This window comes from Rhizobium sp. Root1220 (assembly GCF_001426265.1).
GTDB lineage: Bacteria > Pseudomonadota > Alphaproteobacteria > Rhizobiales > Rhizobiaceae > Rhizobium.
Genome location: NZ_LMDG01000033.1, coordinates 149,599 through 173,832, shown reverse-complemented (window position 1 = coordinate 173,832; position 24,234 = coordinate 149,599). Strand labels below are relative to the sequence as shown.

The 24,234-nt window shown below is 60.8% G+C and carries 23 protein-coding genes and 1 pseudogene; 8 read left to right on the top strand and 16 right to left on the bottom strand.

Annotated features, from left to right (window positions below; genetic code table 11):
* Window positions 1-71: 71 nt before the first annotated feature.
* The 3 genes from ASC90_RS20010 to ASC90_RS20000 form a co-directional block, all read right to left on the bottom strand.
* The gene (locus ASC90_RS20010; RefSeq protein WP_056544180.1) at window positions 72-839 is read right to left on the bottom strand and encodes an SDR family oxidoreductase; all 768 of its coding nucleotides are present in this window, start codon (window positions 837-839) and stop codon (window positions 72-74) included.
* Window positions 840-927: 88 nt separating this feature from the next.
* On the bottom strand, window positions 928-1,179 hold the full coding sequence (locus ASC90_RS20005; RefSeq protein ID WP_056544176.1) for an exodeoxyribonuclease VII small subunit: 252 nt from the start codon (window positions 1,177-1,179) through the stop codon (window positions 928-930).
* Between the two features lie 2 nt (window positions 1,180-1,181).
* On the bottom strand, window positions 1,182-2,117 hold the full coding sequence (locus tag ASC90_RS20000; protein ID WP_056544174.1) for a histone deacetylase family protein: 936 nt from the start codon (window positions 2,115-2,117) through the stop codon (window positions 1,182-1,184).
* A 157-nt stretch (window positions 2,118-2,274) separates the two neighbouring features.
* Here ASC90_RS20000 and ASC90_RS19995 point away from each other — a divergent pair, with 157 nt between their 5' ends.
* The gene (locus tag ASC90_RS19995) at window positions 2,275-2,670 is read left to right on the top strand and encodes a hotdog domain-containing protein (protein ID WP_056544172.1); all 396 of its coding nucleotides are present in this window, start codon (window positions 2,275-2,277) and stop codon (window positions 2,668-2,670) included.
* On the opposite strand, the gene ASC90_RS19990 is transcribed toward ASC90_RS19995, so the two are convergent.
* The 3 genes from ASC90_RS19990 to ASC90_RS19980 are packed head-to-tail and all read right to left on the bottom strand — an operon-like array spanning window position 2,667 to window position 4,537.
* Window positions 2,667-3,230 (bottom strand): biotin transporter BioY, encoded by a 564-nt coding sequence (locus tag ASC90_RS19990; protein ID WP_056544169.1) that lies wholly within the window; start codon window positions 3,228-3,230, stop codon window positions 2,667-2,669. The genes ASC90_RS19995 and ASC90_RS19990 overlap by 4 nt on opposite strands.
* 24 nt (window positions 3,231-3,254) lie before the next feature.
* Window positions 3,255-3,863, bottom strand: a complete 609-nt coding sequence (locus ASC90_RS19985) for an energy-coupling factor transporter transmembrane protein EcfT (RefSeq protein ID WP_056544167.1) — start codon at window positions 3,861-3,863, stop codon at window positions 3,255-3,257.
* Complete coding sequence (locus ASC90_RS19980; protein ID WP_056544164.1) at window positions 3,863-4,537, bottom strand: ABC transporter ATP-binding protein; 675 nt, start codon at window positions 4,535-4,537, stop codon at window positions 3,863-3,865. The genes ASC90_RS19985 and ASC90_RS19980 overlap by 1 nt, the downstream gene beginning before the upstream one ends.
* A 154-nt stretch (window positions 4,538-4,691) precedes the next feature.
* Here ASC90_RS19980 and ASC90_RS19975 point away from each other — a divergent pair, with 154 nt between their 5' ends.
* Window positions 4,692-5,885 carry a winged helix-turn-helix domain-containing protein gene (locus ASC90_RS19975; RefSeq protein WP_056544917.1) on the top strand — a complete coding sequence of 398 codons (1,194 nt, stop codon included), beginning with the start codon at window positions 4,692-4,694 and terminating at the stop codon, window positions 5,883-5,885.
* Here the strand turns inward: ASC90_RS19975 and ribB are convergent.
* The 3 genes from ribB to ASC90_RS19960 all read right to left on the bottom strand — a co-directional run bounded on the left by ribB (window position 5,882) and on the right by ASC90_RS19960 (window position 11,426).
* A complete protein-coding gene (ribB, locus tag ASC90_RS19970) occupies window positions 5,882-6,985 on the bottom strand; it encodes a 3,4-dihydroxy-2-butanone-4-phosphate synthase (protein WP_056544161.1) in 1,104 nt (367 codons plus the stop codon). The two genes, ASC90_RS19975 and ribB, sit on opposite strands and share 4 nt — an antisense overlap.
* A gap of 9 nt (window positions 6,986-6,994) precedes the next feature.
* Window positions 6,995-8,092: a chorismate synthase gene (gene aroC / locus ASC90_RS19965; protein WP_056544158.1), complete on the bottom strand. Its 1,098-nt coding sequence runs from the start codon at window positions 8,090-8,092 to the stop codon at window positions 6,995-6,997.
* 160 nt (window positions 8,093-8,252) lie between these two features.
* Window positions 8,253-11,426: an EAL domain-containing protein gene (locus tag ASC90_RS19960; protein ID WP_056544156.1), complete on the bottom strand. Its 3,174-nt coding sequence runs from the start codon at window positions 11,424-11,426 to the stop codon at window positions 8,253-8,255.
* Window positions 11,427-11,670: 244 nt separating this feature from the next.
* On the opposite strand from ASC90_RS19960, the gene ASC90_RS19955 reads away from it, so the two are divergent.
* Window positions 11,671-11,931, top strand: a complete 261-nt coding sequence (locus tag ASC90_RS19955; RefSeq protein WP_056544153.1) for a DUF1344 domain-containing protein — start codon at window positions 11,671-11,673, stop codon at window positions 11,929-11,931.
* Window positions 11,932-11,946: 15 nt separating this feature from the next.
* Here the strand turns inward: ASC90_RS19955 and ASC90_RS19950 are convergent, their stop codons facing one another.
* The 4 genes from ASC90_RS19950 to ASC90_RS19935 form a co-directional block, all read right to left on the bottom strand.
* The gene (locus ASC90_RS19950) at window positions 11,947-12,537 is read right to left on the bottom strand and encodes a histidine phosphatase family protein (RefSeq protein WP_056544150.1); all 591 of its coding nucleotides are present in this window, start codon (window positions 12,535-12,537) and stop codon (window positions 11,947-11,949) included.
* A gap of 79 nt (window positions 12,538-12,616) precedes the next feature.
* Window positions 12,617-13,435, bottom strand: a complete 819-nt coding sequence (gene fabI, locus ASC90_RS19945; protein ID WP_056544147.1) for an enoyl-ACP reductase FabI — start codon at window positions 13,433-13,435, stop codon at window positions 12,617-12,619.
* Window positions 13,436-13,558: 123 nt separating this feature from the next.
* Window positions 13,559-14,719 carry a DnaJ C-terminal domain-containing protein gene (locus ASC90_RS19940; RefSeq protein ID WP_056544145.1) on the bottom strand — a complete coding sequence of 387 codons (1,161 nt, stop codon included), beginning with the start codon at window positions 14,717-14,719 and terminating at the stop codon, window positions 13,559-13,561.
* A 258-nt stretch (window positions 14,720-14,977) separates the two neighbouring features.
* The gene (locus ASC90_RS19935) at window positions 14,978-15,436 is read right to left on the bottom strand and encodes an RT0821/Lpp0805 family surface protein (protein ID WP_056544142.1); all 459 of its coding nucleotides are present in this window, start codon (window positions 15,434-15,436) and stop codon (window positions 14,978-14,980) included.
* 66 nt (window positions 15,437-15,502) lie between these two features.
* Here ASC90_RS19935 and pdxH point away from each other — a divergent pair, with 66 nt between their 5' ends.
* On the top strand, window positions 15,503-16,123 hold the full coding sequence (pdxH, locus tag ASC90_RS19930) for a pyridoxamine 5'-phosphate oxidase (protein ID WP_056544137.1): 621 nt from the start codon (window positions 15,503-15,505) through the stop codon (window positions 16,121-16,123).
* Window positions 16,124-16,158: 35 nt separating this feature from the next.
* On the opposite strand, the gene ASC90_RS19925 is transcribed toward pdxH, so the two are convergent.
* A complete protein-coding gene (locus tag ASC90_RS19925; RefSeq protein WP_056544135.1) occupies window positions 16,159-17,211 on the bottom strand; it encodes a polysaccharide deacetylase family protein in 1,053 nt (350 codons plus the stop codon).
* Window positions 17,212-17,438: 227 nt separating this feature from the next.
* On the opposite strand from ASC90_RS19925, the gene ASC90_RS19920 reads away from it, so the two are divergent.
* Both ASC90_RS19920 and ASC90_RS19915 read left to right on the top strand, forming a co-directional pair.
* A complete protein-coding gene (locus ASC90_RS19920; protein WP_056544130.1) occupies window positions 17,439-18,713 on the top strand; it encodes a D-alanyl-D-alanine carboxypeptidase family protein in 1,275 nt (424 codons plus the stop codon).
* A gap of 55 nt (window positions 18,714-18,768) precedes the next feature.
* Window positions 18,769-19,075: pseudogene (locus tag ASC90_RS19915) on the top strand (pyrophosphatase).
* 57 nt (window positions 19,076-19,132) lie between these two features.
* Here ASC90_RS19915 and tldD read toward each other — a convergent pair.
* Together tldD and ASC90_RS19905 are read right to left on the bottom strand one after the other, a co-directional pair.
* On the bottom strand, window positions 19,133-20,548 hold the full coding sequence (tldD, locus tag ASC90_RS19910) for a metalloprotease TldD (RefSeq protein WP_056544126.1): 1,416 nt from the start codon (window positions 20,546-20,548) through the stop codon (window positions 19,133-19,135).
* 84 nt (window positions 20,549-20,632) lie between these two features.
* A complete protein-coding gene (locus tag ASC90_RS19905; protein WP_056544914.1) occupies window positions 20,633-21,238 on the bottom strand; it encodes an invasion associated locus B family protein in 606 nt (201 codons plus the stop codon).
* A gap of 338 nt (window positions 21,239-21,576) precedes the next feature.
* Between ASC90_RS19905 and coxB the strand changes: the two genes are divergently transcribed.
* Both coxB and ctaD read left to right on the top strand, forming a co-directional pair.
* Window positions 21,577-22,470 carry a cytochrome c oxidase subunit II gene (coxB, locus tag ASC90_RS19900; RefSeq protein ID WP_200950927.1) on the top strand — a complete coding sequence of 298 codons (894 nt, stop codon included), beginning with the start codon at window positions 21,577-21,579 and terminating at the stop codon, window positions 22,468-22,470.
* 18 nt (window positions 22,471-22,488) lie between these two features.
* Complete coding sequence (gene ctaD / locus ASC90_RS19895; protein ID WP_056544123.1) at window positions 22,489-24,192, top strand: cytochrome c oxidase subunit I; 1,704 nt, start codon at window positions 22,489-22,491, stop codon at window positions 24,190-24,192.
* The last annotated feature ends 42 nt before the right edge of the window (window positions 24,193-24,234 follow it).

Genomic DNA, 24,234 nt, shown 5'->3' with positions numbered 1-24,234 from the left:
CAAATGCTCCGACCAGAGATACCCCCTGGCGGTTGATTGCGAAAGAGCTTCAGCACCGAACGAGTGGCGGCTCAGATCGCCGTGAAACCGTTGTCGACGAACAGGTGGGCGCCATTGACGAAGTTCGATTCGTCACTTGCCAGATAGAGCGCTGCGCGGGCCACGTCTTCCGGCTCGCCGATACGTCCCTGCTGCGCGGCGATTGCTGCGTCCGAAACATCGACGCCGAGCGCCTGCAGGTCCGCCACCTCGCGCAGACCGTGCGGCGTGCGAATAAAACCGGGGCAAACGGCGTTGCAGCGAATGTTGCGATCACGGAACTCGACGGCAATGGCGCGGGCGAACATGTGCACGGCACCTTTGGTGGTGTCGTAGAGCACTTCCATCGGCGTTGCTGCTACCGCCGAAATCGACGAGGTGCAGACGATCGATCCGCCGCCGGCTGCGATCATTTTCGGCAGCACGGCCTTTGTCATCAGAAACATCGACCGGACGTTGACGGCATGCAGCCAGTCCCATTCCTGCAGCGTCGTTTCCAGAAACGGCTTGATGACGATGGTGCCGGCATGATTGAAAAGGACGCTAACCGCGCCGTAGCGCTTCTCGATCTCCGCAACGGCAGAGTTCACCGCTTCCTCCTCGGATACGTCTGCCGTCCAGCAATCGGCATCCCCGCCGGCGTCGCGGATCGACTTGACCGTCTGCGCCGCTGCTTCGCCGTTTCGGTCGACGATGGCGACCCGCGCACCTTCCGCCGCAAACAGCCTCGATGCCGCACCACCCATGCCCGTCGCGCCGCCGGAAATGATGGCGACCTTGCCCTGCAACCTGCCCGTCATCAGTAACCGTCCCCGGATGTTCGACTTATGGGATGGCGTCCGGTCTGTCCGGAGCCGGCATGCTTACGCGATGTTGAACGGCGGGGCGCTAGGCCCCGTCTAGCGGCTCCACGCCCTGTGGCTTGCCGGCGCGGTCGAGGCGGATCTTTTCGATCCGGTTTTCGGCAGCCGAAAGCAGCGTCTCGCAATGCTTCTTCAGCGCTTCGCCGCGCTCGTAGATTTCAATGGATTCGTCCAGCGCCACGTCACCGCGTTCCAGCCTTGCCACGATGCTTTCGAGCTCGGCAACCGCCTTCTCGAACGAAAGACCGGCAACCTCCGGCTTGACGCTGTCTGTCATACTCAACCCTTCATCATTCTCAGAATATGCAGGCCTGCCGACTCGGCGAGCCCCTCGAGATCATAGCCGCCTTCCAGCAGGCTGACGACCCGGTTTGCGGCACTTTTGTCGGCCACCTCGAGCAGTCGCCCGGTCGCCCAGTCGAAATCCTCGCCGACGAGGTTGATCTGCGCCAACGGATCGCGGTGGTGCGCGTCGAAGCCGGCGGAGATGATGATGAGATCAGGCCGGAAATCGAACAATGCCGGCAGGACCCGCGACTTGAACGCCTCGCGAAAATGGTCGCTTCCGACATTCGGCGAGAGCGGCGCATTGACGATCGTGCCGTGCTTGCCGCTTTCATCCTTCGCGCCGCTGCCGGGATAGAGCGGCATCTGGTGCGTCGAACAGAACAGCACTGAAGGATCGTCCCAGAAGATGTCCTGCGTGCCGTTGCCGTGGTGCACGTCCCAGTCAACAATTGCGACCCGCTCCGCGCCGTGGACCTTCTGCGCGTGGCGGGCGGCGATCGCGGCGTTGTTGAAGAAGCAGAAGCCCATCGCCTTCGACTTCTCAGCGTGGTGGCCGGGCGGGCGCGAAGCGACGAAGACATTATCCGCCTTGCCGGTGAAGACGTCGTCGACCGCCGCCATCGCCGCGCCGACGCCCGTCAGCGCCGCCTGCAGGCTCTTCGGGCTTGCATAGGTGTCGGCCTCAAGCTGGTTGATCTCGCCATCTTCCTCCGGCACCTGCTGCATAACGGAAAGCAGGTGCTCTTCCGGGTGAGCGAGCAGCACAGCATCTTCGTTGGCCTGCGGCGCCTGCTTGCGCTCGAGTTTTTCGAAATGCGGATGCTCCAGCGCGACGTTGATGGCGCGCAACCGGTCGGAGCGCTCCGGGTGGCCAGAGGGCGTTACGTGTTCGAGAAAAATCGGGTGTTCGTAAAGGCGGGTGCTCATCAGGTTACTCTATCTGTCCATCCCGGTATGATCCACAGCAGATGGGGCTTGCTGCCGCGATTTCAACAACCACGAATGGGCCGCCTGCCACTCATCCGTTTACTTCGACCGGCCCCGCGGCTAGTGTTCACGCAGGGGGAAATTGGCAGAAAGATCAATGAACGAGGTCACGCGCACCGTTGAAATGAATGTGCCGTTCCGCGATGTGGATATGAACGGCCAGGTATTCCTGGGTTCCTATATTTCCTACGCCGAATCGGTGTTGGCGACCTTCTGGTCATCGCGGCCGCAGATCGAAGACGAGCCGCTTTATATCGCTAGCAAGCTGACCTGCATCCTGCATCGGCCGTTGCATTACGACGATAGAGTCATCTTTACAGCGTCAGTCGACAAGATCGGCGTGCGTTCGGTTGGCTTCATTATCGCGGCCGACATTGGCGATGAGCGCTCTGCCGAAGTCGAAATCATCTGGCAGGCGCGCTCGCGCGAAAATCGTTCGCCGGTCCCGCTTCCCGAAGTCACGCGCGACTGGCTCTATGGTTTCGTCGATTAGCTTCTGACCGGCAGCAGCGGGTAGCCGGCCATCACCGCACGGCCGACGAGTGCTGCGACAAACGCCTTGATGACGTCGCCCGGGATAAACGCCATAGAGCCGAGGAAGGCCTTGGAGAGGCCAAGCTGGGCAGCGACCGCGAGGTAGACAATACCGAAGGAGTAGAGAACCACGATACCGCCGATCATGGCGGCAAAGAAGAAGCCCGCCGTCTGCACCATCGCCGTCTGCCCGGATTTGACCAGCCGCTCGCTGAGGTAGCCGGTCACGAAAGCGGCAAATACCCATCCGATCAGGAAGCCGGTGGTTGGTGCCGCGAAGGCGGCAAGCCCGCCGCGGCCGCCGGAGAGCACCGGAAGACCGATGGCGACAAGCACCAGCACGATGAGAACCGCGATCGTACCGCGTCGTGCGCCGAGCACGACGCCCGCCATCATGACGCCGAGCGACTGCGCGGTAGTCGGCACCGGAATGAACCCCAGCGTAATCGGCGGCAGGATACCGAGCGCGACGATGATTGCGGCGAAGAGGGCGGACAAGACGAGGTCGCGGGTGCTCATGAAGTCTCCGTGGTGCAAGAGTTCCTAATTGACATGCCGCCGAACGCCGCGCGCGTCAATCGCCGCGGCGATGTTATCCGCATCCCTGAGCGTCAGGATGATCAGCGGCACCAGCACGGTGGTCGGCCGGACCGTCAGCCCGCGGGCGGCATGCGCCTCCCGGATGGCATGATATCGCCCGAGGATTTCAGGCACGAAGCGAATGACGAGGCCGACGGTCAGGCCGACATCGGCCGCCCGCATCAGTCCCAGCCGCTCGAGCGGCCGCGCAAGAAGGGTAATCTCGTCGATGAACTCCGCGATCGTTGTCGTTGCAGTCACGCTCGCGGCAAATAGCATCAATGCCGTCAACCGGAGCAGCGAGACGGCGGCCCCATGCCAGGGATTGAAGGCCAGGCTGAACAGCGCCACGATGACAATGGTCAGGAATATCGGCTTCAACCGCACCAGAGCCTGCCGCTTCGGCAGGCCGATGCGGAAGTAGACTGCTGCGGTCGCTGCAACAGCAAACGCCAGCAACGGAATGCTTCCGGTGGTGAAAAGGACGATGCCGAGAACGGCGAGGGCAAGCAGCTTCGCCCGTGCCGAAACGCGATGCATTGCACTGTTGCCCTCGACGAAAAGCGACTGCATCAGGCGGCAATCTCCCGGTAGTGCACGATGGCTTCATCGGCGGGAGCATCTGCGACAAGGCGCCCCTCGTGAAAGACCAGCACACGCGCGTAGCCCGCGATCAGCTCGAGATCGTGGGTGATGACGATAGCGCTCTCGGGCAGCGCATCGATCAATGCCTGCACCCGTCCGCGATTCCTGAGATCGAGCTGGTTGGTCGGCTCGTCGAGAATGAGAATGTCCGGTCCCGTCGCCAGCACCGAGCAGAGAGCGGCGAGCTGCAGCTCTCCACCGGAAAGCTCATGCGCGCGGCGATCGGCAAGATGCCCGGCGCTGAAGCGTTCCAGAACATTGTCGACCCTTGCCTCTATTTCCGCCTTGGCGTAGCCGCGGCTTTTCAGGCCGAAGGCGATGTCGTCGCGCACCACGGGCAGGATGATCTGGTTCTGGGGCGACTGGAAGATGAAGCCGACATCGGTCAGGACAGTCTTCTCGCCCGCCGTGTCGCGGCCGTTGACCATCACCCGTCCGAGGGTCGGCTTGGTCAATCCGTTGATGAGCCGCGCAAAGGTCGTCTTGCCGGAACCGTTCAGCCCGATGATGCCGACCCGGTTCCCGCCGAGTTCCAGCGTGACGGGCTCCAGCGCAACGCGCGCACCATAGCTGACCCCTGCGCCTTCGAAGCGTATGTCCACTTGAGCCCTCGTGAATTGAGAGGCCGTTCTATAAATGAATCTGGTCGATTGGAAGCTGAAAACATGGCTCGAAAACCGTATCGGCCTCTTCCAGCCGCTGAAGACGTCACATTATCGGGTGGCTAGGAACATTTTCCAGTCTATGCTGTTGCCCATGACGAATCTCATTTCGAATTCCGATGCACGACGTCTCTTTCTCGCCAAGCAGGGCCTCGGCGTGTCGCCGAACAAGGCCCTGACGAAACCCGGGCTCCTTCAGCTCATCCATGACATCGGGTTTGTCCAGGTCGACAGCATCCAGACTGTGGAGCGCGCCCATCACCTGATCCTCTTCTCGCGAAACCAGACCTACAAGCGCGAACACCTGACCGCGCTACTGGAAAAGGACGGCTCGCTGTTCGAACACTGGACGCATGACGCCTCGATCTTGCCGAGCGCCTTCTTTCGCTATTGGAAGCACAAGTTTCGTCACGAGGAGGAGGTGCTCGTCGAGCGCTGGCGCAAATGGCGTGGCGAAGGATTCGAGGACGCATTCGACGAAACCTACGAGCGGGTCGTTCGCGACGGCGCCATCATGGCGCGCGAGATCAAGGCCGACGGCCACGTCTCGGGCGGCTGGTGGAACTGGCATCCGAACAAGACGGCGCTTGAGTATTTCTGGCGCACCGGCAAGTTCGCGATTGCCGGACGATCGAACTTCCAGAAGATCTACGACCTTGTCGAGCGCGTCATTCCGGCCGAATTCCATGAGCCGGAAGTCAGCCGCGACGACTTCGTCGATTGGGCCTGCCGTAGCGCGCTGACGCGCCTCGGCTTTGCGACGCATGGAGAGATCGCTGCCTTCTGGAACCTGCTGTCGCCGGATGAGGCGAAAGCCTGGGTCGTCGCACATCGCGACGAACTGACCGAGGTGATGATCGAACCGGCCCTTGGCGGCAAGCCGCGACCGTCATGGGGTTTTTCCGATGTCCTCTCCACGCTCGGCAGTTATCCGGAAGCACCGCCGCGTATTCGCGTGCTCAGCCCATTCGATCCGATGATCCGCGACCGCAATCGCACCGAACGCCTCTTCGGTTTTTTCTATCGCATCGAGATTTTCGTGCCGGAGCCGAAGCGGGAGTATGGCTACTATGTCTTCCCGCTTCTCGAGGGCGACAGGCTGATCGGCCGCATCGATATGAAAGCGGACCGCAAGAACGGAAGCCTCGACGTCAAACGGCTTTGGCTGGAGCCGGGCGTGCGCGCCTCGGCCGGCCGCATGGACCGGCTCGAAGCCGAATTGCAACGTCTCGCCCGCTTCTCCGGCGTCGAGAAGATCGGCTATGTCGAAGGCTGGCGCCCGGCCTAGTAGATCTCGGTCTTGCTAATCTTGATGCCGAAGCCTTCAAGCCCGACGTAATGACGCTCGCGGCTGGTCAGCAGCTTGATCGACGAAACGCCAAGGTCCTTGAGGATCTGCGCTCCGAGTCCGATTTCCAGCCATTCGCTGTCGCGCACCTGTGCCTCGACATGCGCCTCGCGGCCCTGTGTCCGTGACTTGCGGCCGTTGTCATGATGGCCGACACCGACCGAGCCTTCGCGCAGGTAGACGATGATCCCGCGACCTTCCTCGGCAATCTTCTTCATGTAGTGGTCGACTGGCCGGCGCTTGCCGAAGATATCCTCGGCAACATTCTCCGGGTGCAGGCGGACTGGGATGTCGATGCCGTCGCGGATGTCGCCGAAGACGACGGCGAGATGCTGCATCGTATCCCAGGGAAGCGAGTAGGTATGGGCCTTCGCCTTGCCGAACGGCGTATCGACATCGAAGCTCTGGCCGAGTTCGATCAGCGATTCCTTGCGCTGGCGATAGGCGATGAGATCGGCGACCGATACGATTTTTAATCCGTGCTGTTCCGCAAAGTCGACGACCTGGGGGCCGCGGGTGACGGTGCCGTCGTCGTTGACCAGTTCGCAGATCACGCCAATCGGCGGCAGGCCCGCCAGCTTGCAGAGATCGACGGCGGCTTCGGTATGGCCGGAGCGCATCAGCACGCCGCCTTCGCGGGACACAAGCGGGAAGATATGGCCGGGGCGAACGAAATCCGAGGCGCCGACATTGGGGTTGGCGAGATTGCGAACGGTCAGTGTCCGGTCGTCGGCGCTGATGCCGGTTGTCGTACCGTGCTTGAAGTCCACGGAAACGGTGAATGCGGTCGTATGCGCCGAGTCGTTCTCGGCAACCATGGCGTTGAGGTTCAGGCGACGCGCCTCTTCCTTCGGCATGGGCGCGCAGACGATTCCGGACGTATGGCGCACGATGAATGCCATCTTCTCCGCGGTACAGTGCACCGCGGCCACGATGAGATCGCCTTCATTCTCGCGGTCGTTATCATCCATGACGACAACAATTTCGCCGGCTTCGAAGGCTCGGATCGCGTCGACGACGCGCTTCTGGTCGTAAGACATGAGATTTTCCTATTTCAGCCGGCCGGTCTGGCCGCGGTCACGAAGATAATGGTCTGCAATGGCGCAGGCGACCATCGCCTCGCCGATCGGCACCGCGCGGATGCCGACGCAGGGGTCGTGTCGTCCCTTGGTGCGGATATCGACATTCTTGCCATCGGCGTCGATCGACTGGCGCTCGGTCAGGATCGAGGAGGTTGGCTTGATGGCGAAACGCGCGATCACCGGCTGGCCGGTCGAGATGCCGCCGAGGATGCCGCCGGCATGGTTCGACAGAAATAGTGGCTTGCCGTCGTTGCCCATGCGCATTTCGTCGGCATTTTCCTCGCCGGTGATTTCAGCGGCTTCGAAGCCGTTGCCGATCTCCACACCCTTGACGGCATTGATCGACATCAGCAGCGAGGCGATGTCCTGGTCGAGTTTGCTGTAGATCGGTGCGCCGAGGCCTGCTGGAACTCCTTCGGCGACCACCTCGACGACAGCGCCGATCGAGGAACCCTTCTTGCGGATACCGTCCAGATAGTCCTCCCAGACCGGAACGATCTCGGGGTCGGGCGCAAAAAACGGGTTCTTATCGACCTGATCCCAATCCCAGTTCTGGCGGTTGATCTTGTGCTTGCCGATCTGCACCAGAGCGCCGCGCACGGTGACGCCGGGCACGACAAGGCGGGCAATGCCGCTTGCGGCCACGCGCGCTGCCGTCTCGCGTGCCGAGGAGCGTCCGCCCCCGCGATAGTCGCGGATGCCGTATTTGACATCGTAGGTGTAGTCCGCGTGACCGGGACGATATTGTCTCGCGATCTCGCCGTAGTCTTTCGAGCGCTGGTCGGTATTCTCGATCATCATCGAGATCGGTGTTCCGGTCGTAATCATCGTCTCGCCGTCGGCATCCAGCATCACGCCGGAAAGGACCTTGACGAGGTCGTCCTCGCGTCGCTGTGTGACGAAGCGCGACTGACCGGGCTTGCGCTTGTCAAGCCAGACCTGAAGGTCTTCAAGCTTGAACCGCAGGCCGGGAGGGCAGCCGTCGACGACGCAGCCGAGCGCCGGGCCGTGGCTTTCGCCCCAGGTGGTTACGCGGAAGAGGTGACCGAATGTATTGTGTGACATGTGTTCCGACCGGATCGCGCCAACCGGTCGCCACCGGCTGCGTCGTTCTTCAAAAAGGCGCGACACTCATAGGCCAAAAAACAGCGGGGGCAAAAGCCTTTCTTTGCGTGAAACGACCGCCTCATGGAAATGCTGTTTCCGCAAATTGTGAACGCTCTGCCTAGGAAGCGAGCCGCCAGGCTGTTCCAGTCGCCGCGGCGCTGAAATCGTCGAAGCAAAGCGGTCGTGAGAAAGCGTAGCCCTGCAGGAGATCGCAGCCCAGCTCGTTGAGCAGTGTCGCATGAGCGGCCGTCTCCACGCCCTCGGCCACCGTTTCGACGCCGAGCGAGCGCGCGATGTCGATGATGGAGCTGACAAGGGCGCGTTCCTGCGGGGAGCTCATAATTGGCTGCACCAGCTGCCGATCGATCTTCAACCGCTTCGGTTTCAGCTTCAGCAGACTGACGATCGACGTATGGCCGGTGCCGAAATCGTCGATCTCGATGTCGATGCCTAGCGCCTTGATGCGGTCGAGATTGTGGGCTGCGACGTCCTCGCTTTCATCGAGGAAGATCGACTCGACAAGTTCGAAGGAAATTTCGCCCGGGCGGATCTGCAGGCCGTGCAGCGAGCTGATCAGGTTTTCGTCGTGCAGGCGCCTTGCCGAAACATTGACGGAGACCTTGGGAATTGCAATCCCCAGCGCCGCCCAGCGCATCTTGTCCTTGAGCGCCGTCTCGAGAACGATGCGGTCGAGGGTCTGCACGACATTGATTTCGTCAGCAATCTTGAGGAATTTTTCGGGTGCCAGCAGCCCCCTTGCCGGATGTTGCCACCGGACCAGCGCCTCGACGCCGGTCAGTTCCATGGTGCGTGCGCTGAACTGCGGCTGATACCAGGCGGTGAACTCGCCGTTCTCGATGCCGGCGAGTATTTCGTCGGCCATTCGCTTGTTGTTGATGATGTCGGCCTGGAGGCTGTGGTTGAAAAACTCGTATCGGTTCCGGCCCTGGCTCTTTGCCCGATAGAGCGCGATGTCGGCATTGATCAGAACCTTGCGGGCATCGACATGGACGCCGTTGGCGAGCGCAATGCCGATCGAGACGCCGCATCTGCAGGCAAAGCCCTGGAAATCGATCGGCTGCCGCATTTCTTCGATGATGCGTCCGGCAAGCACCGACATGTCCGCATCGTTGGCATCGAGCGCAAGGATGACGAACTCGTCACCGCCGATGCGCGCGACGACGTCATCGCCCCTCAGGTTCCGCGACAGCACCTGCGACGCGTGGACCAGCATGGCATCGCCGGCGGCATGCCCGAGCGTATCGTTGATCTCCTTGAACCTGTCCAGGTCGATGTGGAGGATCGCAAACTTCTGCCGCTGGCTGCGACCATTGACCGTCAGTCTTTCGAGCGCGATGTCGAGCTTGCGACGGTTGGCGAGCGCGGTCAGCGGATCGTGCAGCGAATTGTGCTCGATGCGGTCCTTGGCCAGTTCCAGTTCGATGTTCTTGGCGACTGCCTCGTCCTTGGCGGCCTTGAGCGCCGCCGTCATCAGCGCGTCCTCGGTCACATCGAAGGCGACCCCGATGATCTTCAGTTGGCCGCTCGGGGTCTGATGCACTTTGCCGGTGGAGCGAACATAGCGGATCGCGCCGTCACCGGTGGGCACCCGACAGATCAGTGTGTGGGTATCGCCAAGCTTCTTGAAATGGCGGGCGCTCTCGAGCGCCAGTTCACGGTCCTCGGCCAGAATGCACGACAGCCAGACCGGCTCGACCATGAAACCCGCTCTTGGCTCCAGCCCATATAGCTCGTGCATCCGGTCGTCCCAGATGGACCCCTCGTCGCCGAGAGTCGCTTCCCAGATGCCGCATTGATAGCAATCGAGCGCAAGGTCGAGCTTGCCTGAAAGCTCGGCCAGCTCGGTTTCCCGGCGCGAGAGTTCGTCCAGCGCAAGTTCCAGTTCGGCGTTCTTGATATCGCTGACGTCCTTTGCCCTGCGCAACGTTTCGGCCGCTTCGGCGTCGGCCGTGACGTCCCAGACGATCCCGATCGTCTTTGCAGCGCCTGCTGCGTCGGTATAGAAAGACCCGACGGAGCGCAGATGCCGAATACGGCCGTCTTCCAAGGCGATCCGGTACTGGGCCGTGTAGGCGGACCCGGCGACATTGTAGTTGAAGAAATGGACCTCGGCGATGTGGCGATCTGCGGAAACGATGGTCGAAAGCCAGTCCTCCAGCGAGTGGCTGCCATTCTTCGCCGACTTGCCGTGAAGAGCGGCTGCACGCGCATCCCAGAAAAGCGTGTGCCCGTGGTCGTGCAATTCCCAGATGCCGATATTCGACGACTCCAGCGCCAGGTTCAGCCGCTGCGACAACTCCAGCAGGGTCGCTTCGCGCGCTTCGAGATGCGCGATGTTGCGATTGCGCTCGCCGAGTAGCAGAGTTGCGGAGAAGACCGCGACGACCACAACGCTGCCGGCGGCAAGAATGATGAGCCGAAGAGCAGCCCGGTTCTCGGGAACGGCGTTCCAGCCGATCTTGGGGACTGCCGCGATCTCCCAGCGCCCGCCGGCAAAACCGATCTTGCGCGTCATCGGCTGCTTGGCGAGCACGTCGGCCGAGCCGAAGAAGGGGACAGAGGCGCGGTCGGTCGTACCGATATCGCGAACCGCGATGGAGAGGTGGTCGAGGTGTGGGTACTTCTCCTGGTTTTCGCTGTTGCGGGCCGGCTTCAGCCCCGTATTCTCGTAGAACATGCCTTCGTCGATGGCGACCTCGACTCCGCCCCAGATCCGGCGTTGCCCGTTTTCCTTGACGAACACGGGAAAGAAGATCGCAAAAACGCCCTTGCCTTTGATGTCCCGGATCGGCCCGTAAAAGCGCGCCTGTTGAGCGCCGGTATTGCGTACCACCGACTGGCGCGTCAGCATCGCGTCGCGGACGTCTCCGCCGAGCCGACCTTTCGCCGCCTGCGGTGGATACACCGAGCCGACGGTGAAATTCGGCGCGACGGCGATGTGGATGAAATGCGGATTCTGGATGAGCAGCCAGTTTATCTGCCGTTCCATTTCCTCTGGATTGGTCCCGGAATTGATCGCCACCATGTTGGAAAGATCGCGCACGGCCGTGATATCCATGTTGATCTGCGCCGTCACCCGCGCCCGAATCAGGCTGATGTCGTTCTCCGTCCGGATGCTCAATTCGCGCAGATGAGCGGCAGTATTGGCGTGATCGAGGCTGAAGCCAACCATGACGGCTACAGCGGCAACGAGACTGGATACCAGAAACGATATACGGGTCTTCCTCAAGACGCGCCGAAATGTGTTGCTGCCTTTGAGGCGGAATAACAAAACACTGTCTCCCCTGTTCGGAGCGACTGTAGATGGGAGCGGTTAATTTACGATTTCCCGCGGATAATCTGCGTTGCCAGCGAGAAGACACTCCCGGACTGCCAATCGTTGCTGGATGATCTTGTTAAAATGCCATTCACCAATTGGGCGAGAAAGGCCATTCTTCAGGGCAAATTTCGCCATATTCAAAAGGTTATCTATGCGCAGTTGGATTGTAGAGTCGTGTTTTCGAGGAACTAATGTCATGCGCTTCGTCGTAGCTACGCTTTTGGCCACAGCGAGTTTCTTGTCGCCGATGAGCGGCTATGCCGAGAGCGCCGACGTCGAGGCGACGATCAAGAAGATCGACGTGTCCAATCTCAGCCTGACGCTTGACGACGGGAAGACCTATCAGGCACCGGAAGAGTTCAACTTCGAAGGGCTGAAAGCTGGCGTGAAGGTGATCGTGTTCTATACGGAAGTCGATGGAAAGCGTGTCATCAACGATCTCGACATCCTTCCGTAGGAATCTGATTCCGAGTCAGATCCAGCCGATCAGAGCATCTGTCGTGTCAATTTTCAGGATGCGATCCTGCGGGATTTCGCCTTCCGCGGCCTCGGCCTTCGGCCATTTGGCAATCGTCCTGAAAAGACTGCGGATAACGCCCCCATGCGTCACGCAAACCGTCGGGCGATCGACGGAATTCAGCCATGAGGCAACGCGCCAGGACATGATTTCATAGCTCTCGGCGTCATCCCCGGGCGGGATGAAATCCCATTTGTTGAGGTTGCGCTCGGCAATCCTGTCCCGCACCGTGGTCTTCAATTCCTTGATCGTGAAGCCTTCCCAGTCGCCGAAGGACACCTCGACGAGCCGTTCGTCGGTCCGGTAGTCTTTCGGCGGCAGGTCCATCGCGGCGCGCAAGATCTCCATCGTTGCGCGGGTGCGGGAGAGGGGGCTGGCGACGAAATCAAAGGGGATTGCCTCCACCTTCAGGATTTCAGCGAGGTCGATGCCGTTCTGGCGAGCCTGTTCGCGTCCGATGGTGTTTAGCGGAATGTCCTTCTGCCCCTGCAAGCGACGTTCCGCATTCCAATCGGTCTGGCCATGTCTGACGACGTAGATAAGCAAAATCGACTCCAACTGTCATGCACGGCCCCACCGCTGTCGCGTGAAGGGGCCGCCAGCACGATGCAGTAAAGGAGTGCGATCAATCCTTTATGACGGAAATATCCGGCGCGTCCACGGCTTTCATGCCGATGACGTGGTAGCCGCTGTCCGCGTGGTGCACTTCACCTGTCACGGACCGCGACAGATCGGACAGCAGATACAGGCCAACATCACCAACCTCTTCGATCGTTACCGTGCGGCGCAGCGGCGCGTTATATTCGTTCCACTTCAATATGTAGCGGAAGTCGCCGATGCCGGAGGCGGCAAGCGTCTTGATGGGACCTGCGGAAATCGCGTTGACGCGAATGTTCTTCGGCCCAAGGTCGACGGCCAGATACTTGACGCTCGCTTCGAGTGCCGCCTTTGCAACGCCCATGACGTTGTAGTTCGGCATGACCTTCTCGGCGCCGTAATAGGTAAGTGTCAGCATGGCGCCGCCGTCCGTCATCAGCCGTTCGGCCCGGCGTGCGATGGAGGTGAATGAGTAGACGGAAATCTGCATCGTCTTGGTGAAATTGTCGGGCGACGTGTCGACGTAGCGTCCTGTCAGTTCATCCTTGTCGGAAAAGCCGATTGCGTGAACGATGAAGTCGATCTTGCCCCACAGCTTTTCGACGTTGTCGAAAACCTCGTCGATGGTTGATTCGTCACTGACGTCGCAGTGGCCAATCAAGACGCCGTTTACCTCGGCAACCAGCGGCTCGACGCGCTTCTTCAGCGCCTCTCCCTGATAGGTAAAGGCAATTTCTCCACCCTGTGAATGAATAGCTTTGGCAATACCCCACGCAATCGAACGATTGTTGGCAACGCCCATGATGACGCCGCGTTTGCCTGACATGAGGCCTGATGCCTGAGCCATATTTTGCCCCCTAAGGAATTCTGATTGATCCTGCCTATGGCATAGGCTGCTAATCGGTTCAAGATTGGCAGCTATCATCAACTATTAGGCAGCGTAATAAAGGGTGCGCTTTTCACCAAAATTTCATAAAAACAAGCCGTTCTTCATGCTTCGCATCAGGTCCATGACTTTGTCGTCGGGCTTTTCCCACAACATAATACGCAGTTCGACAACGAGATCGCCCTTGCCGCCGGCACCGTTCGGCAAGCCCTGGCTCTCAATCCGGATGGTCTTGTCGGATCCTGACCAGGCCGGAACCGTGACATTGAGCGGACCAGTCGGTGCGTCGATCCGCGCCTCCGTGCCCAGTACCGCGTTCTCTATCGTCACCGGCAGGACAGTATGGAGATCGAAGCCGTCCACGGTAAAGCGCGTATCGGGCGCAATGCGTATGTTCATCACGGCGTCGCCGCGTTGCATGCCTGCCAGCTTGTAACCCTGGCCCTTCAGGCGTACCTGGCTGCCCTCGGTGGTCCCGGCAGCCAGCGAAAAACCTGCCTCGCGGCCCTCACCGAGATCGGCGGTGACCCAGCTTCCGTTGAGGAGGTCGTCGATCGTTACAGTCGCCGTCGCGAACTGGTCAGGCACTTTCTCCGGCGCGGGCGCGACGCCAGTGAAACGCCGGACGAGCGACGTCAGCAGGCTCAGTGGCTGCAGGATTGCCGAGGCGGCCGCGGCGGCTTCCTCCGCCGACTGCTCGGCATCGGACTTTCCGGAATCGGCTTGTCTTTCATTCGACGCCGTACCTGGCTCGGGTCGCTTTGCGGCGCCGGCCGCAAAGCCCTGCGCTCGTCCACCACCGCCAGCGGCACGCGATTGCGTGCCGAAAATTCGTTCGATCATCTCTTCTGCCGGCTCGGCGGCGCCGGCCTGCGGCTGCTTGGCGGCGTCGGCTGCAGCCTTCCGTGCCGCGGCGCGTGCCAGTTCTTCCATCACCCGCTCCGCATTTGCCTGCGCGGCCTTGGCGCGCACCGCGGCTTCGCGGGCGGCGTGCCGCTGCTGCATGATGGTGTTTTCGGTGGCCTTGGCTTCCGCTGCGCGGGAGGCAGTGTCGAAAAGGCTCCGTTTCTTCGGATCCTTGAGGGTCTCGTAAGCGCGGCCGATCTCGGCGAAACGCGCGCTCGCCGAAGGATCGCCCTGATTGTGATCGGGGTGGACGGCCTTGGCCATGTTGCGCCAGGCTGCCTTGATTTCGTCCTGCCCGGCGTCGCGCTTGACGCCCAATATCTTGTAAGGATCGCGCATGTTCTAAAACCGCCGGTGTTCCGATGCGGTGTGCTTGTCCAGTCCAGCACCCCGAAGCCACATACAACTCATTTGGTGCGCCGAGGTTCATTTCCAAAGAAGAAAACCGGGCGCACTTATGGGAATGATCCTCCGGGAAAGTTGCTAATCAGTCCTTATTGCGCGCGGCGGCATGCGGTGCTTTCACGCCGAATGGTTATTGTTTTGCTAAATATTGATTGGAAACCGGACCGCGCATCAAACACGGCCGATGCCGGGTCAGCTTTCCGGCTGGAAACTCAGAAGCTGCCAGTTGCCGCCGCCGACGAGGCAGGTCTTGCCGTAGAATTTCGCGATGCCGACATAGGAGTGACGCGTCGTGCGGAACTGGCGGCAAACCTGGCCGGTATCATTGTTCTCGACGATGGTGTCGATGACGCCGGCGCTGCCGGTCGAGGCGTTCGCCCAGGGAAGCGGTCGCCCCTCGAGCCTCGGGATGTCGGCGGATGTTACCGCGTTGCCGACGGTCATTTCGTCTGAAATCGAATCGCTGGTCGGAACCGGCTGCGGCACGGTGCCCGTGGCGACCGAGCGGTCGACCTTCGAACTACTGAAGAGATCCAATCCGCCTGAGATGCATCCGGAAAGCGAGAGCACCGCCATTGCGACAATGCAGAAGGCCGCGCTTTGCCGCAGCAGACCCTTTGTATGACGATCTGACTTTGCTATGACTTCCACCCTGCGTCCTGTCCAGTAGCGTAAAGCTGGGCAAATTTAGAATAAACCCGGGGCATTTGAGCTAATATGTCGACAAATGAGTTAACAAGCGGTGACTTCACCGAGCGAAACGAGCCGTTCGACCTTTTTGCCGATTGGCTGAAGGAGGCCGAGGCCTCCGAGATCAATGACCCGACTGCGGTTGCGCTTGCGACGGTCGATGAAGACGGCCTTCCCAATGTCCGCATGGTTCTCCTTAAGGGATTCGATCACGACGGATTTGTGTTCTACACGAATTTCGAGAGTCAGAAAGGCCGCGAACTCCTCGGACAGAAAAAAGCGGCCATGTGTTTCCACTGGAAAACGCTGCGACGGCAGGTGCGGCTGCGCGGGGTTGTGGAAATCGTCACCGACGAAGAAGCGGATGCCTACTTCAAGACTCGGGCTCGCGGCAGCCGCATCGGTGCCTGGGCATCGAAGCAGTCGCGGCCGCTGGAGAGCCGGTTCGCCTTGGAAAAGGCCGTTGCGGAATACACCGCCCGATACGCGATCGGTGATATTCCGCGCCCGGCCCATTGGTCCGGCTTTCGCATACGGCCGGTCTCGATCGAATTCTGGAAAGACCAGAAATTCCGCCTGCACGACCGTATAGAGTTCCGGCGAGCCTCACCCAACGATGATTGGACCACGGTGCGGATGTATCCCTAGCCCGGCCAGGGGCATGAGCTGCCCCAGCGGCACCGTCACTCGCCGCTGGCCATCAGTTTGAGCGGAATCCCGGATGCCAGGCCAGAGACGTAGCGGGCCTTTTGATAGAGACCGTTGATCGAAAGCCGGGGCAGGTAGGTCGCGTTGTCCAGAGAACGTTGCGTTACGACTCCCGGCTGTGTGGTGACCGCGATCGCGAAGCCGAAGTCACGGGCAATCATCGCCTGCCGCTGGGTTACCGCTTCACGCGTGCCATAGGGATAGGCAAAGGATTGGGGCCGATTGCCTGAAATCGCCGCTACGTAGTCGCAGGAAACCTCCATCTCGTCACGAACCTCCGCGTCGGATAGGCGCGCGACGGCACGGTGGCTGACGGAATGTGCGCCGAGGGAAGCCAGCGGGCTCGCATCAAGAAGATTGAGCTCGGGCGCGCCCATGACGAGGTCATCGACGATCTCGAAGGGATCGATTTCGTGGTCCCGGGCGAGGGTGTCCATTTCCATGACGGTCGCCGCCTCATCGTTTTGATGAAGGTAGCGAGCAAAGCGACCGAAGGCTCGCTGCTTGGCTGCCGGGGCTACGAGATCGATGATCTCGCGGCCGTCGCCGAAGTCGAAGCCGAGCCTCTTCTCCTTGCGCAGAAGGGCGGCAAGGGTTTCCCACCAGATGGTGTGGGTACGCTCGACCAGCCCCTTGGCAACGAAGATTGTAAACGGTGCGCCGTGCCGCTCGAAGATGGGCAGGGCATAGACGAGGTTGTTGCGATAGCCGTCGTCAAGCGTAAATGCGGCAAAAGGCTGCTTCGGTGCTTGCTCCGACAGTAGCGCGGGGATCTCGCCAAGCGATACGAAGCGATAGCCATCGCTCTTCAGCTGCCGTAGCACGGTATCGAGAAATTCCGGCGTGATCTCCAGATGCGCATTGGGCGCGAACTCTGTCGTGTCGCGAGGGCGCACGTGGTGGAGCGTGAAGATTGCGCCGCGACCGCGCGCGCCGCGCACTAGGCCCGTCGCGCGCAAAAGATTGGCGACTTCAAGCCCGCCCTTGATAGCGATCTGTTTTGCAAGCATCTTGGCGCTCGCCGTCATCTACGCTCCGCCCGCCGGTTCTGTTGAACGGAGAAACTAGCAAGGCCCAGGTTAAGCCTTGCTGAACACGAAAGTTTCGAGCGCGCCTTTACTGTTTCTTCACGATGAAGGATAAAAATTGTCAAAAATGGTAACAGTTGCCGCAAAGTCGCTCCACATTGTGGTCTTCTGTAGCGGAACGGGACATTCTTAAGGGCGCGGGTCGTTCGATCTTTGAGGGGAAGTGCATGAAGAAGCTATTGGCCGCGATCATAACCGCGACGCTGGTCGTTGCGGCGCCTTTGTCGGCAATGGCGGGCAGCGCCTCACTGATCCTCGACGCTAGAACCGGCAAGGTATTGGCCGCCGAGAATGGTGATGTCCTGAACCACCCAGCTTCCCTGACGAAGATGATGACGATTTATATGGCGTTCGAAGCGCTGAAGCGTGGAAAGCTCAGCTGGGACACACCGATCGTAATGTCGAAATACGCCGCCTCGCGGCCGCCGACTAAGCTCGGCGCACGCGCCGGTACCACGATCACCGTTCGCGAAGCGATCCTCGGCATGATCACCAAGTCCGCAAACGACGCCGCTGCCGCGATGGCCGAGAAGCTCGGCGGCTCGGAAAGCAATTTCGCCCGAATGATGACGCAGAGGGCCCGGCAGCTCGGCATGAGCCGCACCGTCTTCGTCAATGCTTCAGGTCTGCCGGACGGCAGGCAGATCACGACAGCCCGCGACATGTCCACGCTCGCCGTGGCGCTGATGAGGCACTATCCGCGCGAATACAGCCTGTTTTCCACGGCAAGCTTCAACTTCCGCGGCCGTACGATCCGCGGCCACAACAATCTTATGTATCGCTATCAGGGCATGGACGGTATCAAGACCGGCTACACCAACGCGTCTGGCTTTAACCTCGTCAGTGCCGTCAGGGATGGCAATCGCCGCGTCGTCGGTGTGGTGCTCGGCGGTCGCACTGCCCGCAGCCGTGATGACAAGATGGCAGGACTGCTCGACAAATACCTCGGCCGCGCGTCGTCGTCCGGCGGCGCGAAGCTGGTCGCCAGCGTCAATGCGCGTCAGCCCGTCGAGGTCGCCTCGGCGGCCGACGACGATCTTCCGGTACCGGTGACGGCGCGGCGCCCGAATGAGCTTGCACCGCAGGCGCTCGGCTACCTCAGCGATGCGACTATTCCCATGGAACGCCCGGCAGCGCTTGAAGAGATTGCCAATGCCGGCAAGCCGTCCCCGTCCAAACCGTCAGCCTCGGGCGACTGGCAGATCCAGATCTCCGCTGCTCCGAGCGATGATGCCGCACGCGCCCTGCTGGCGCTGGCGAAAGCCGAAGGCGGCGCCGCTTTGAAAGCGGCCTCGCCCTATACCGAGGCTGTCGGCACCGGTGCCAACAAGGTCTACCGCGCCCGCTTCGTCGGCTTCCAGAGCCGCGATGCCGCTACTTCGGCCTGCGACGCGCTGAAGAAACGCTCGTATGATTGCATGCTGCTCCCCGACAACGGCTGATCCAGCTGCCCATTTCGGATGAGTAAGGGTTCTCCTCCCCGAAGGAGAGAGCATCATGCTGGACGAGCTTGCCGGGAAATTCGAACGGGCATCGAGAGCCTATGCCGATGAAAACGGCATAAAGTGCGCCGACGACTGGTTTCGGCTTAAGCTCCAGAAATGAACGAACTCAACCGGGCCTGGAACCGCATCGGTGGCAGGGGCCGCCGCAAGGGTCGCTCCGACGAGGCATGGCCCGCGACCTAGCCGACGAGGCCCGACGTTCTTGGCCACATCCTGCTCTTTGCCCATAGAACGAACTGAATCTTCCCGCAGCTATCCAGCGCAGGTGGCTGTTCCGGCCGGACGGGAAAACGTCGTAATCGGCCTGGCATCGACCGCTCGACCATTAGAGGTCGAGCAATCTCTTCAATTTGCAATCAGGCCTGGGTGCCGCCGACCGTGACCTGATCCATCCTGAGATGCGGCTGGCCGACGCCGACCGGGACCCATTGGCCGGCCTTGCCGCAATTGCCGATACCAGTGTCGAGCTTCATGTCGTTGCCGACCATCGAGATGCGCTTCATCGCATCCGGCCCATTGCCGATCAGCATGGCGCCCTTGACCGGTGCGCCGATCTTGCCGTTGTCGATGAGATAGGCCTCGGTGCAGCCGAAAACGAATTTGCCCGATGTGATGTCGACCTGGCCGCCGCCGAACGAGACGGCATAGATGCCCTTTTTCACGGAGGCGATCATCTCTTCCGGCGTCTTGTCTCCGCCGAGCATGTAGGTGTTGGTCATGCGCGGCATCGGCACATGGGCATAGCCCTGGCGGCGGCCGTTGCCGGTCGCCTTCATCCCCATCAGCCGGGCATTCTGCCGATCCTGCATGTAGCCGACCAGCTTGCCGTTTTCGATCAGCACATTGTAGGCCGAAGGCGTGCCTTCGTCGTCGATGGTGATGGAGCCGCGACGATTGTCGATCGTACCATCGTCGACGACCGTGACACCGGGGGCTGCAACCATCTGGCCAAGCAAACCGGCAAAGGCCGATGTCTTCTTGCGATTGAAGTCGCCTTCCAGTCCATGGCCGACAGCTTCGTGCAACATGACGCCGGGCCAGCCGGAACCGAGAACCACATCCATCGTGCCCGCCGGCGCTTCGATCGCGTCGAGATTGACGAGTGCCTGGCGCAACGCCTCGTCGGCGCCGTACTGCCAGCTGTCCGCTGCGAGAAAATCGCCGAAGCCAACACGGCCGCCACTGCCGTAGGAGCCGGTTTCCTGACGCTCGCCTTCACCGACCATGACGGAGATGTTGATGCGCGTCATCGGGCGGATATCGCGGACGCGGTGACCGTCGGCGCGCAGGATGTCGACAACCTGCCAGCTGGCGGCGACGGATGCCGTCACCTGCCGTACCTTGTCGTCCTTGCCGCGAAGATAGGCGTCGATATCCTGAAGAACCTTGACCTTTTCCTCGAAGGTCGGCGAGCCGATCGGATTTTCGTCGCTGTATAGCCGCTTGTTCGTTCCCTGGGGCGCTGCGGCGTAGCTGCCGGAATAACCGCGCGTTACGGCACCGACTGCATCGGCGGCACGCTTCAGCGCCGAGACCGAAAGATCGCCCGCATGTGCATAGCCGACCGCTTCGCCGGCAACGGCGCGCAGGCCGAAGCCCTGCTCGGTGTTGAAGCTGCCGCCCTTGAGGCGGCCGTTGTCGAACATCAGCGATTCCGACTGCGCATGTTCGATGAAGAGTTCCCCGTCGTCCGCACCGGAAAGCGCCTCGGCAACGAGCGAACGCATTTTCGCTTCGTCGGCATCGAATAGCGTGAGGAGATCGGTGTTCATGTCTTTATGCTCCGCTGAAGCAGGAATGCTTCAAGCCGATGTAGGTCCGGTGAGCGGTTCGAGCAAGTCCCGAAATAGAGACGATCAGGGGAGGGCGTCGTAGCCTTCGGCAAAACCCTTGAGGTCTACGGGGATGCCGATGCCTTCTTCCGGCGTCTGGAAGACGATGAAAGTGGCGCTGGCTCCGCTGCGGAACGTCTTCAGCAACTCGTCCTCGAGCACGACTTCCGCATAGCAGCCATCGGCAAAGCAGCGCACGAAATAGGCGCGGCCGATATCCTTGCCATCGACATTGAGGCCGAGACCGTTCGGCAGCAACACGCCGAGCGGTGCCAGCACGCGAAGGATCTTCGACTTGCGATCAGCGGTCTTGAGAACCACGACCGACAGTCCGACTTCCGGCCGGTCTTCGGCGATGACGTTCTGCATCAGCGCGCACTGTTCCGCCGAAGCACCTGCCGGCTTGTCGCACACGACAGACCATGCGCCATGGTTCGACCTCACGGTGCCAGGCGCCTGTGGCTGTGCCTGTCCAGGCGTCGCCTGGGTCGCATTCGGTGTCGCCGGCGCGGCGGGGGCGGGGGCGGGCTGCGCTGGCGCAGGTTGCTGTTGGGCAAAAGCGGGAGCCGCAGCCGCAGCCGCGATGCACGCTGTCAGCACAAACGGCCGTGCGAGGGAACGGAAACCCATGAAAACCTCTGCAATTCGAATCAGTGCCGCTAAATTGAGGCCCGTCATGCGAAATGAAAAGCCCCACATGGTGAAAAGCCGGGGACTGCGGCGGAAATGGGACGTTTGACCAAGAATGTTCGCGGATACGGTGGCCAGCGAGGCCTTTTACCACGGCGTGGCGAAAAAGATGGAACGTTTCGCTATGCTTGGGCGGAAATTGTCTTCCAGCAAAAATGCCGCACAGACAAATGCTTTGGCCTGTTGCGACAAATGCCAAACTGTGGTTTGAAGCGCAAAGGATGGCAAGGATTCTGCGCGCATTTCTGCGCAGATCAGCGCTCGAGGGAGATAATAAGGTGATTAAGAAGGCTTATGCAGCTCTGACCGCGCTGGTCTGTCTGCTTTTTGCTTCCGGCAGTTATGCCGACCAGCCGACGCCGTGGCAGGCAACATTGCAGCCCGCAGCTACGCCGATCATGCGGGACATTCGTTGGTTCGAACAATATACCCTGTGGTTTATCGTTCCGATCACGCTGTTTGTTCTGTTCCTCATTCTCCTCGTCTGTTTCAAGTTCCGCGCCAGCGCGAACCCCGTGCCGTCGAAGACCAGCCACAACACGTTGATCGAAGTGGCTTGGACAGTGGGGCCGGTTCTAGTCCTCCTGTTCCTGGCAGTTCCGTCGTTCAACCTTCTGACCGCTCAGCTGACATTGCCGGAAAATCCGGACGTGACCATCAAGGCCACCGCAACGCAGTGGCAGTGGAACTATGAATACGAAGGCACCGGCGACAATCCGCTCTCCTTCGATTCCTTCCTACTCAAGGATCAGGATCGCGCTGCCGCCGGCAAGGAAGACAAGGCAATCTATCCACGCCTGCTGACGGTCGACAACGAGCTTGTGCTGCCGGTCAACAAGACCGTGCGCGTTCTGGTGACCGCAGCTCCGACCGACGTCATTCATGCCTTCGCGATGCCCTCCTTCGGCGTCAAGATCGATGCCGTGCCGGGCCGCCTGAACGAGACCTGGTTCACGGCCGAGCGCGAAGGCCTGTTCTACGGCCAGTGTTCCGAGCTCTGCGGCAAGGACCATGCGTTTATGCCGATTGCCATCCGCGTCGTCTCCGAGGACAAGTACAAGCAGTGGCTCGCCGCCGCCGCTTCCGATCTGCCTGGAGCGTACAAGACACTCATGGCCGCAACCGATGGTCCCGCAAAGATCGTCGACGTCGCCGAAAACGTCGCAAAGTAAGGGAAGAGGGAACGGGACATGGCTGGACCTTCCACGCACGACGATCATCATTTGCATGATCACTCTCATGGCGCGCACGCCCATGACGACCACCACGATCACTCGCACAAGCCGAGCTTCGTCAACCGTTGGCTCTTTTCGACCAACCACAAGGACATCGGTACGCTCTACCTGATCTTCGCGATCATCGCCGGCATCATCGGCGGCGCGCTCTCCGTTGCCATGCGCATGGAGCTGCAGGAGCCGGGCATCCAGATCTTCCACGGTCTGGCAGCCATGGTCTACGGCTACGAAGGCGACGCCGCCATCGACGGCGCCAAGCAGATGTTCAACATGTTCACCACCGCTCACGCGCTGATCATGATCTTCTTCATGGTCATGCCGGCAATGATCGGCGGTTTCGCCAACTGGATGGTGCCGATCATGATCGGCGCTCCGGACATGGCATTCCCGCGCCTGAATAACATCTCCTTCTGGCTGATCGTTCCGGCATTCCTGCTGCTCATCATGTCGATGTTTGTCGAAGGTCCTGCGGGTTCCTATGGTGCCGGCGGTGGCTGGACCATGTATCCGCCGCTATCGAGCTCGGGCACGCCGGGTCCGGCGGTCGACCTTGCGATCTTTGCGCTCCACATTGCCGGTGCATCTTCGATTCTCGGCGCCATCAACTTCATCACCACCATCCTGAACATGCGCGCGCCCGGCATGACGCTGCACAAGATGCCGCTGTTCGCGTGGTCCGTGCTGATCACCGCCTTCCTGTTGCTCCTGTCGCTGCCGGTTCTTGCCGGTGCGATCACCATGATGCTGACCGACCGCAATTTCGGCACGGCCTTCTTCTCGCCTGAAGGCGGCGGTGACCCGATCCTCTATCAGCACCTGTTCTGGTTCTTCGGTCACCCGGAAGTATACATCCTGATCCTGCCGGGCTTCGGCATCGTCAGCCACATCATCTCGACCTTCTCGATGAAGCCGGTGTTCGGCTATCTCGGCATGGCCTACGCCATGGTCGCGATCGGCGCCGTCGGCTTCGTCGTCTGGGCGCACCACATGTACACCGTTGGCCTGTCGCTCGACGCCCAGCGCTACTTCGTCTTCGCGACGATGGTCATCGCGGTTCCGACCGGCGTGAAGATCTTCTCCTGGATCGCGACGATGTGGGGTGGCTCGATCACCTTCCGCACGCCTATGATCTGGGCGATCGGCTTCATCTTCCTGTTCACCGTCGGTGGCGTGACGGGCGTCCAGCTGGCAAACGCCGGCCTCGACCGCTCGCTGCATGACACCTATTACGTCGTGGCTCACTTCCACTACGTTCTGTCGCTCGGCGCCGTCTTCGCTATCTTCGCCGGCTGGTACTACTGGTTCCCGAAGATGTCCGGCTACATGTACAACGAGTTCGTCGGCAAGCTGCACTTCTGGGTCATGTTCATCGGCGTCAACCTGGTGTTCTTCCCGCAGCATTTCCTCGGCCTCGCCGGCATGCCGCGCCGCTACATCGACTATCCGGATGCGTTTGCCGGCTGGAACTACGTGTCCTCCATCGGCTCCTACATCTCGGCGTTCGGCGTGCTGATTTTCCTCTACGGTGTCTTCGAAGCCTTCGCCAAGAAGCGCGTTGCCGGTGACAATCCATGGGGTCCGGGTGCAACGACGCTCGAATGGCAGCTGTCTTCACCGCCTCCATACCACCAGTGGGAACAGCTTCCGCGCATCAAGTAAGATGCGAGAAATTGCGACCGCCACGTGTTACAGTGTGGCGGT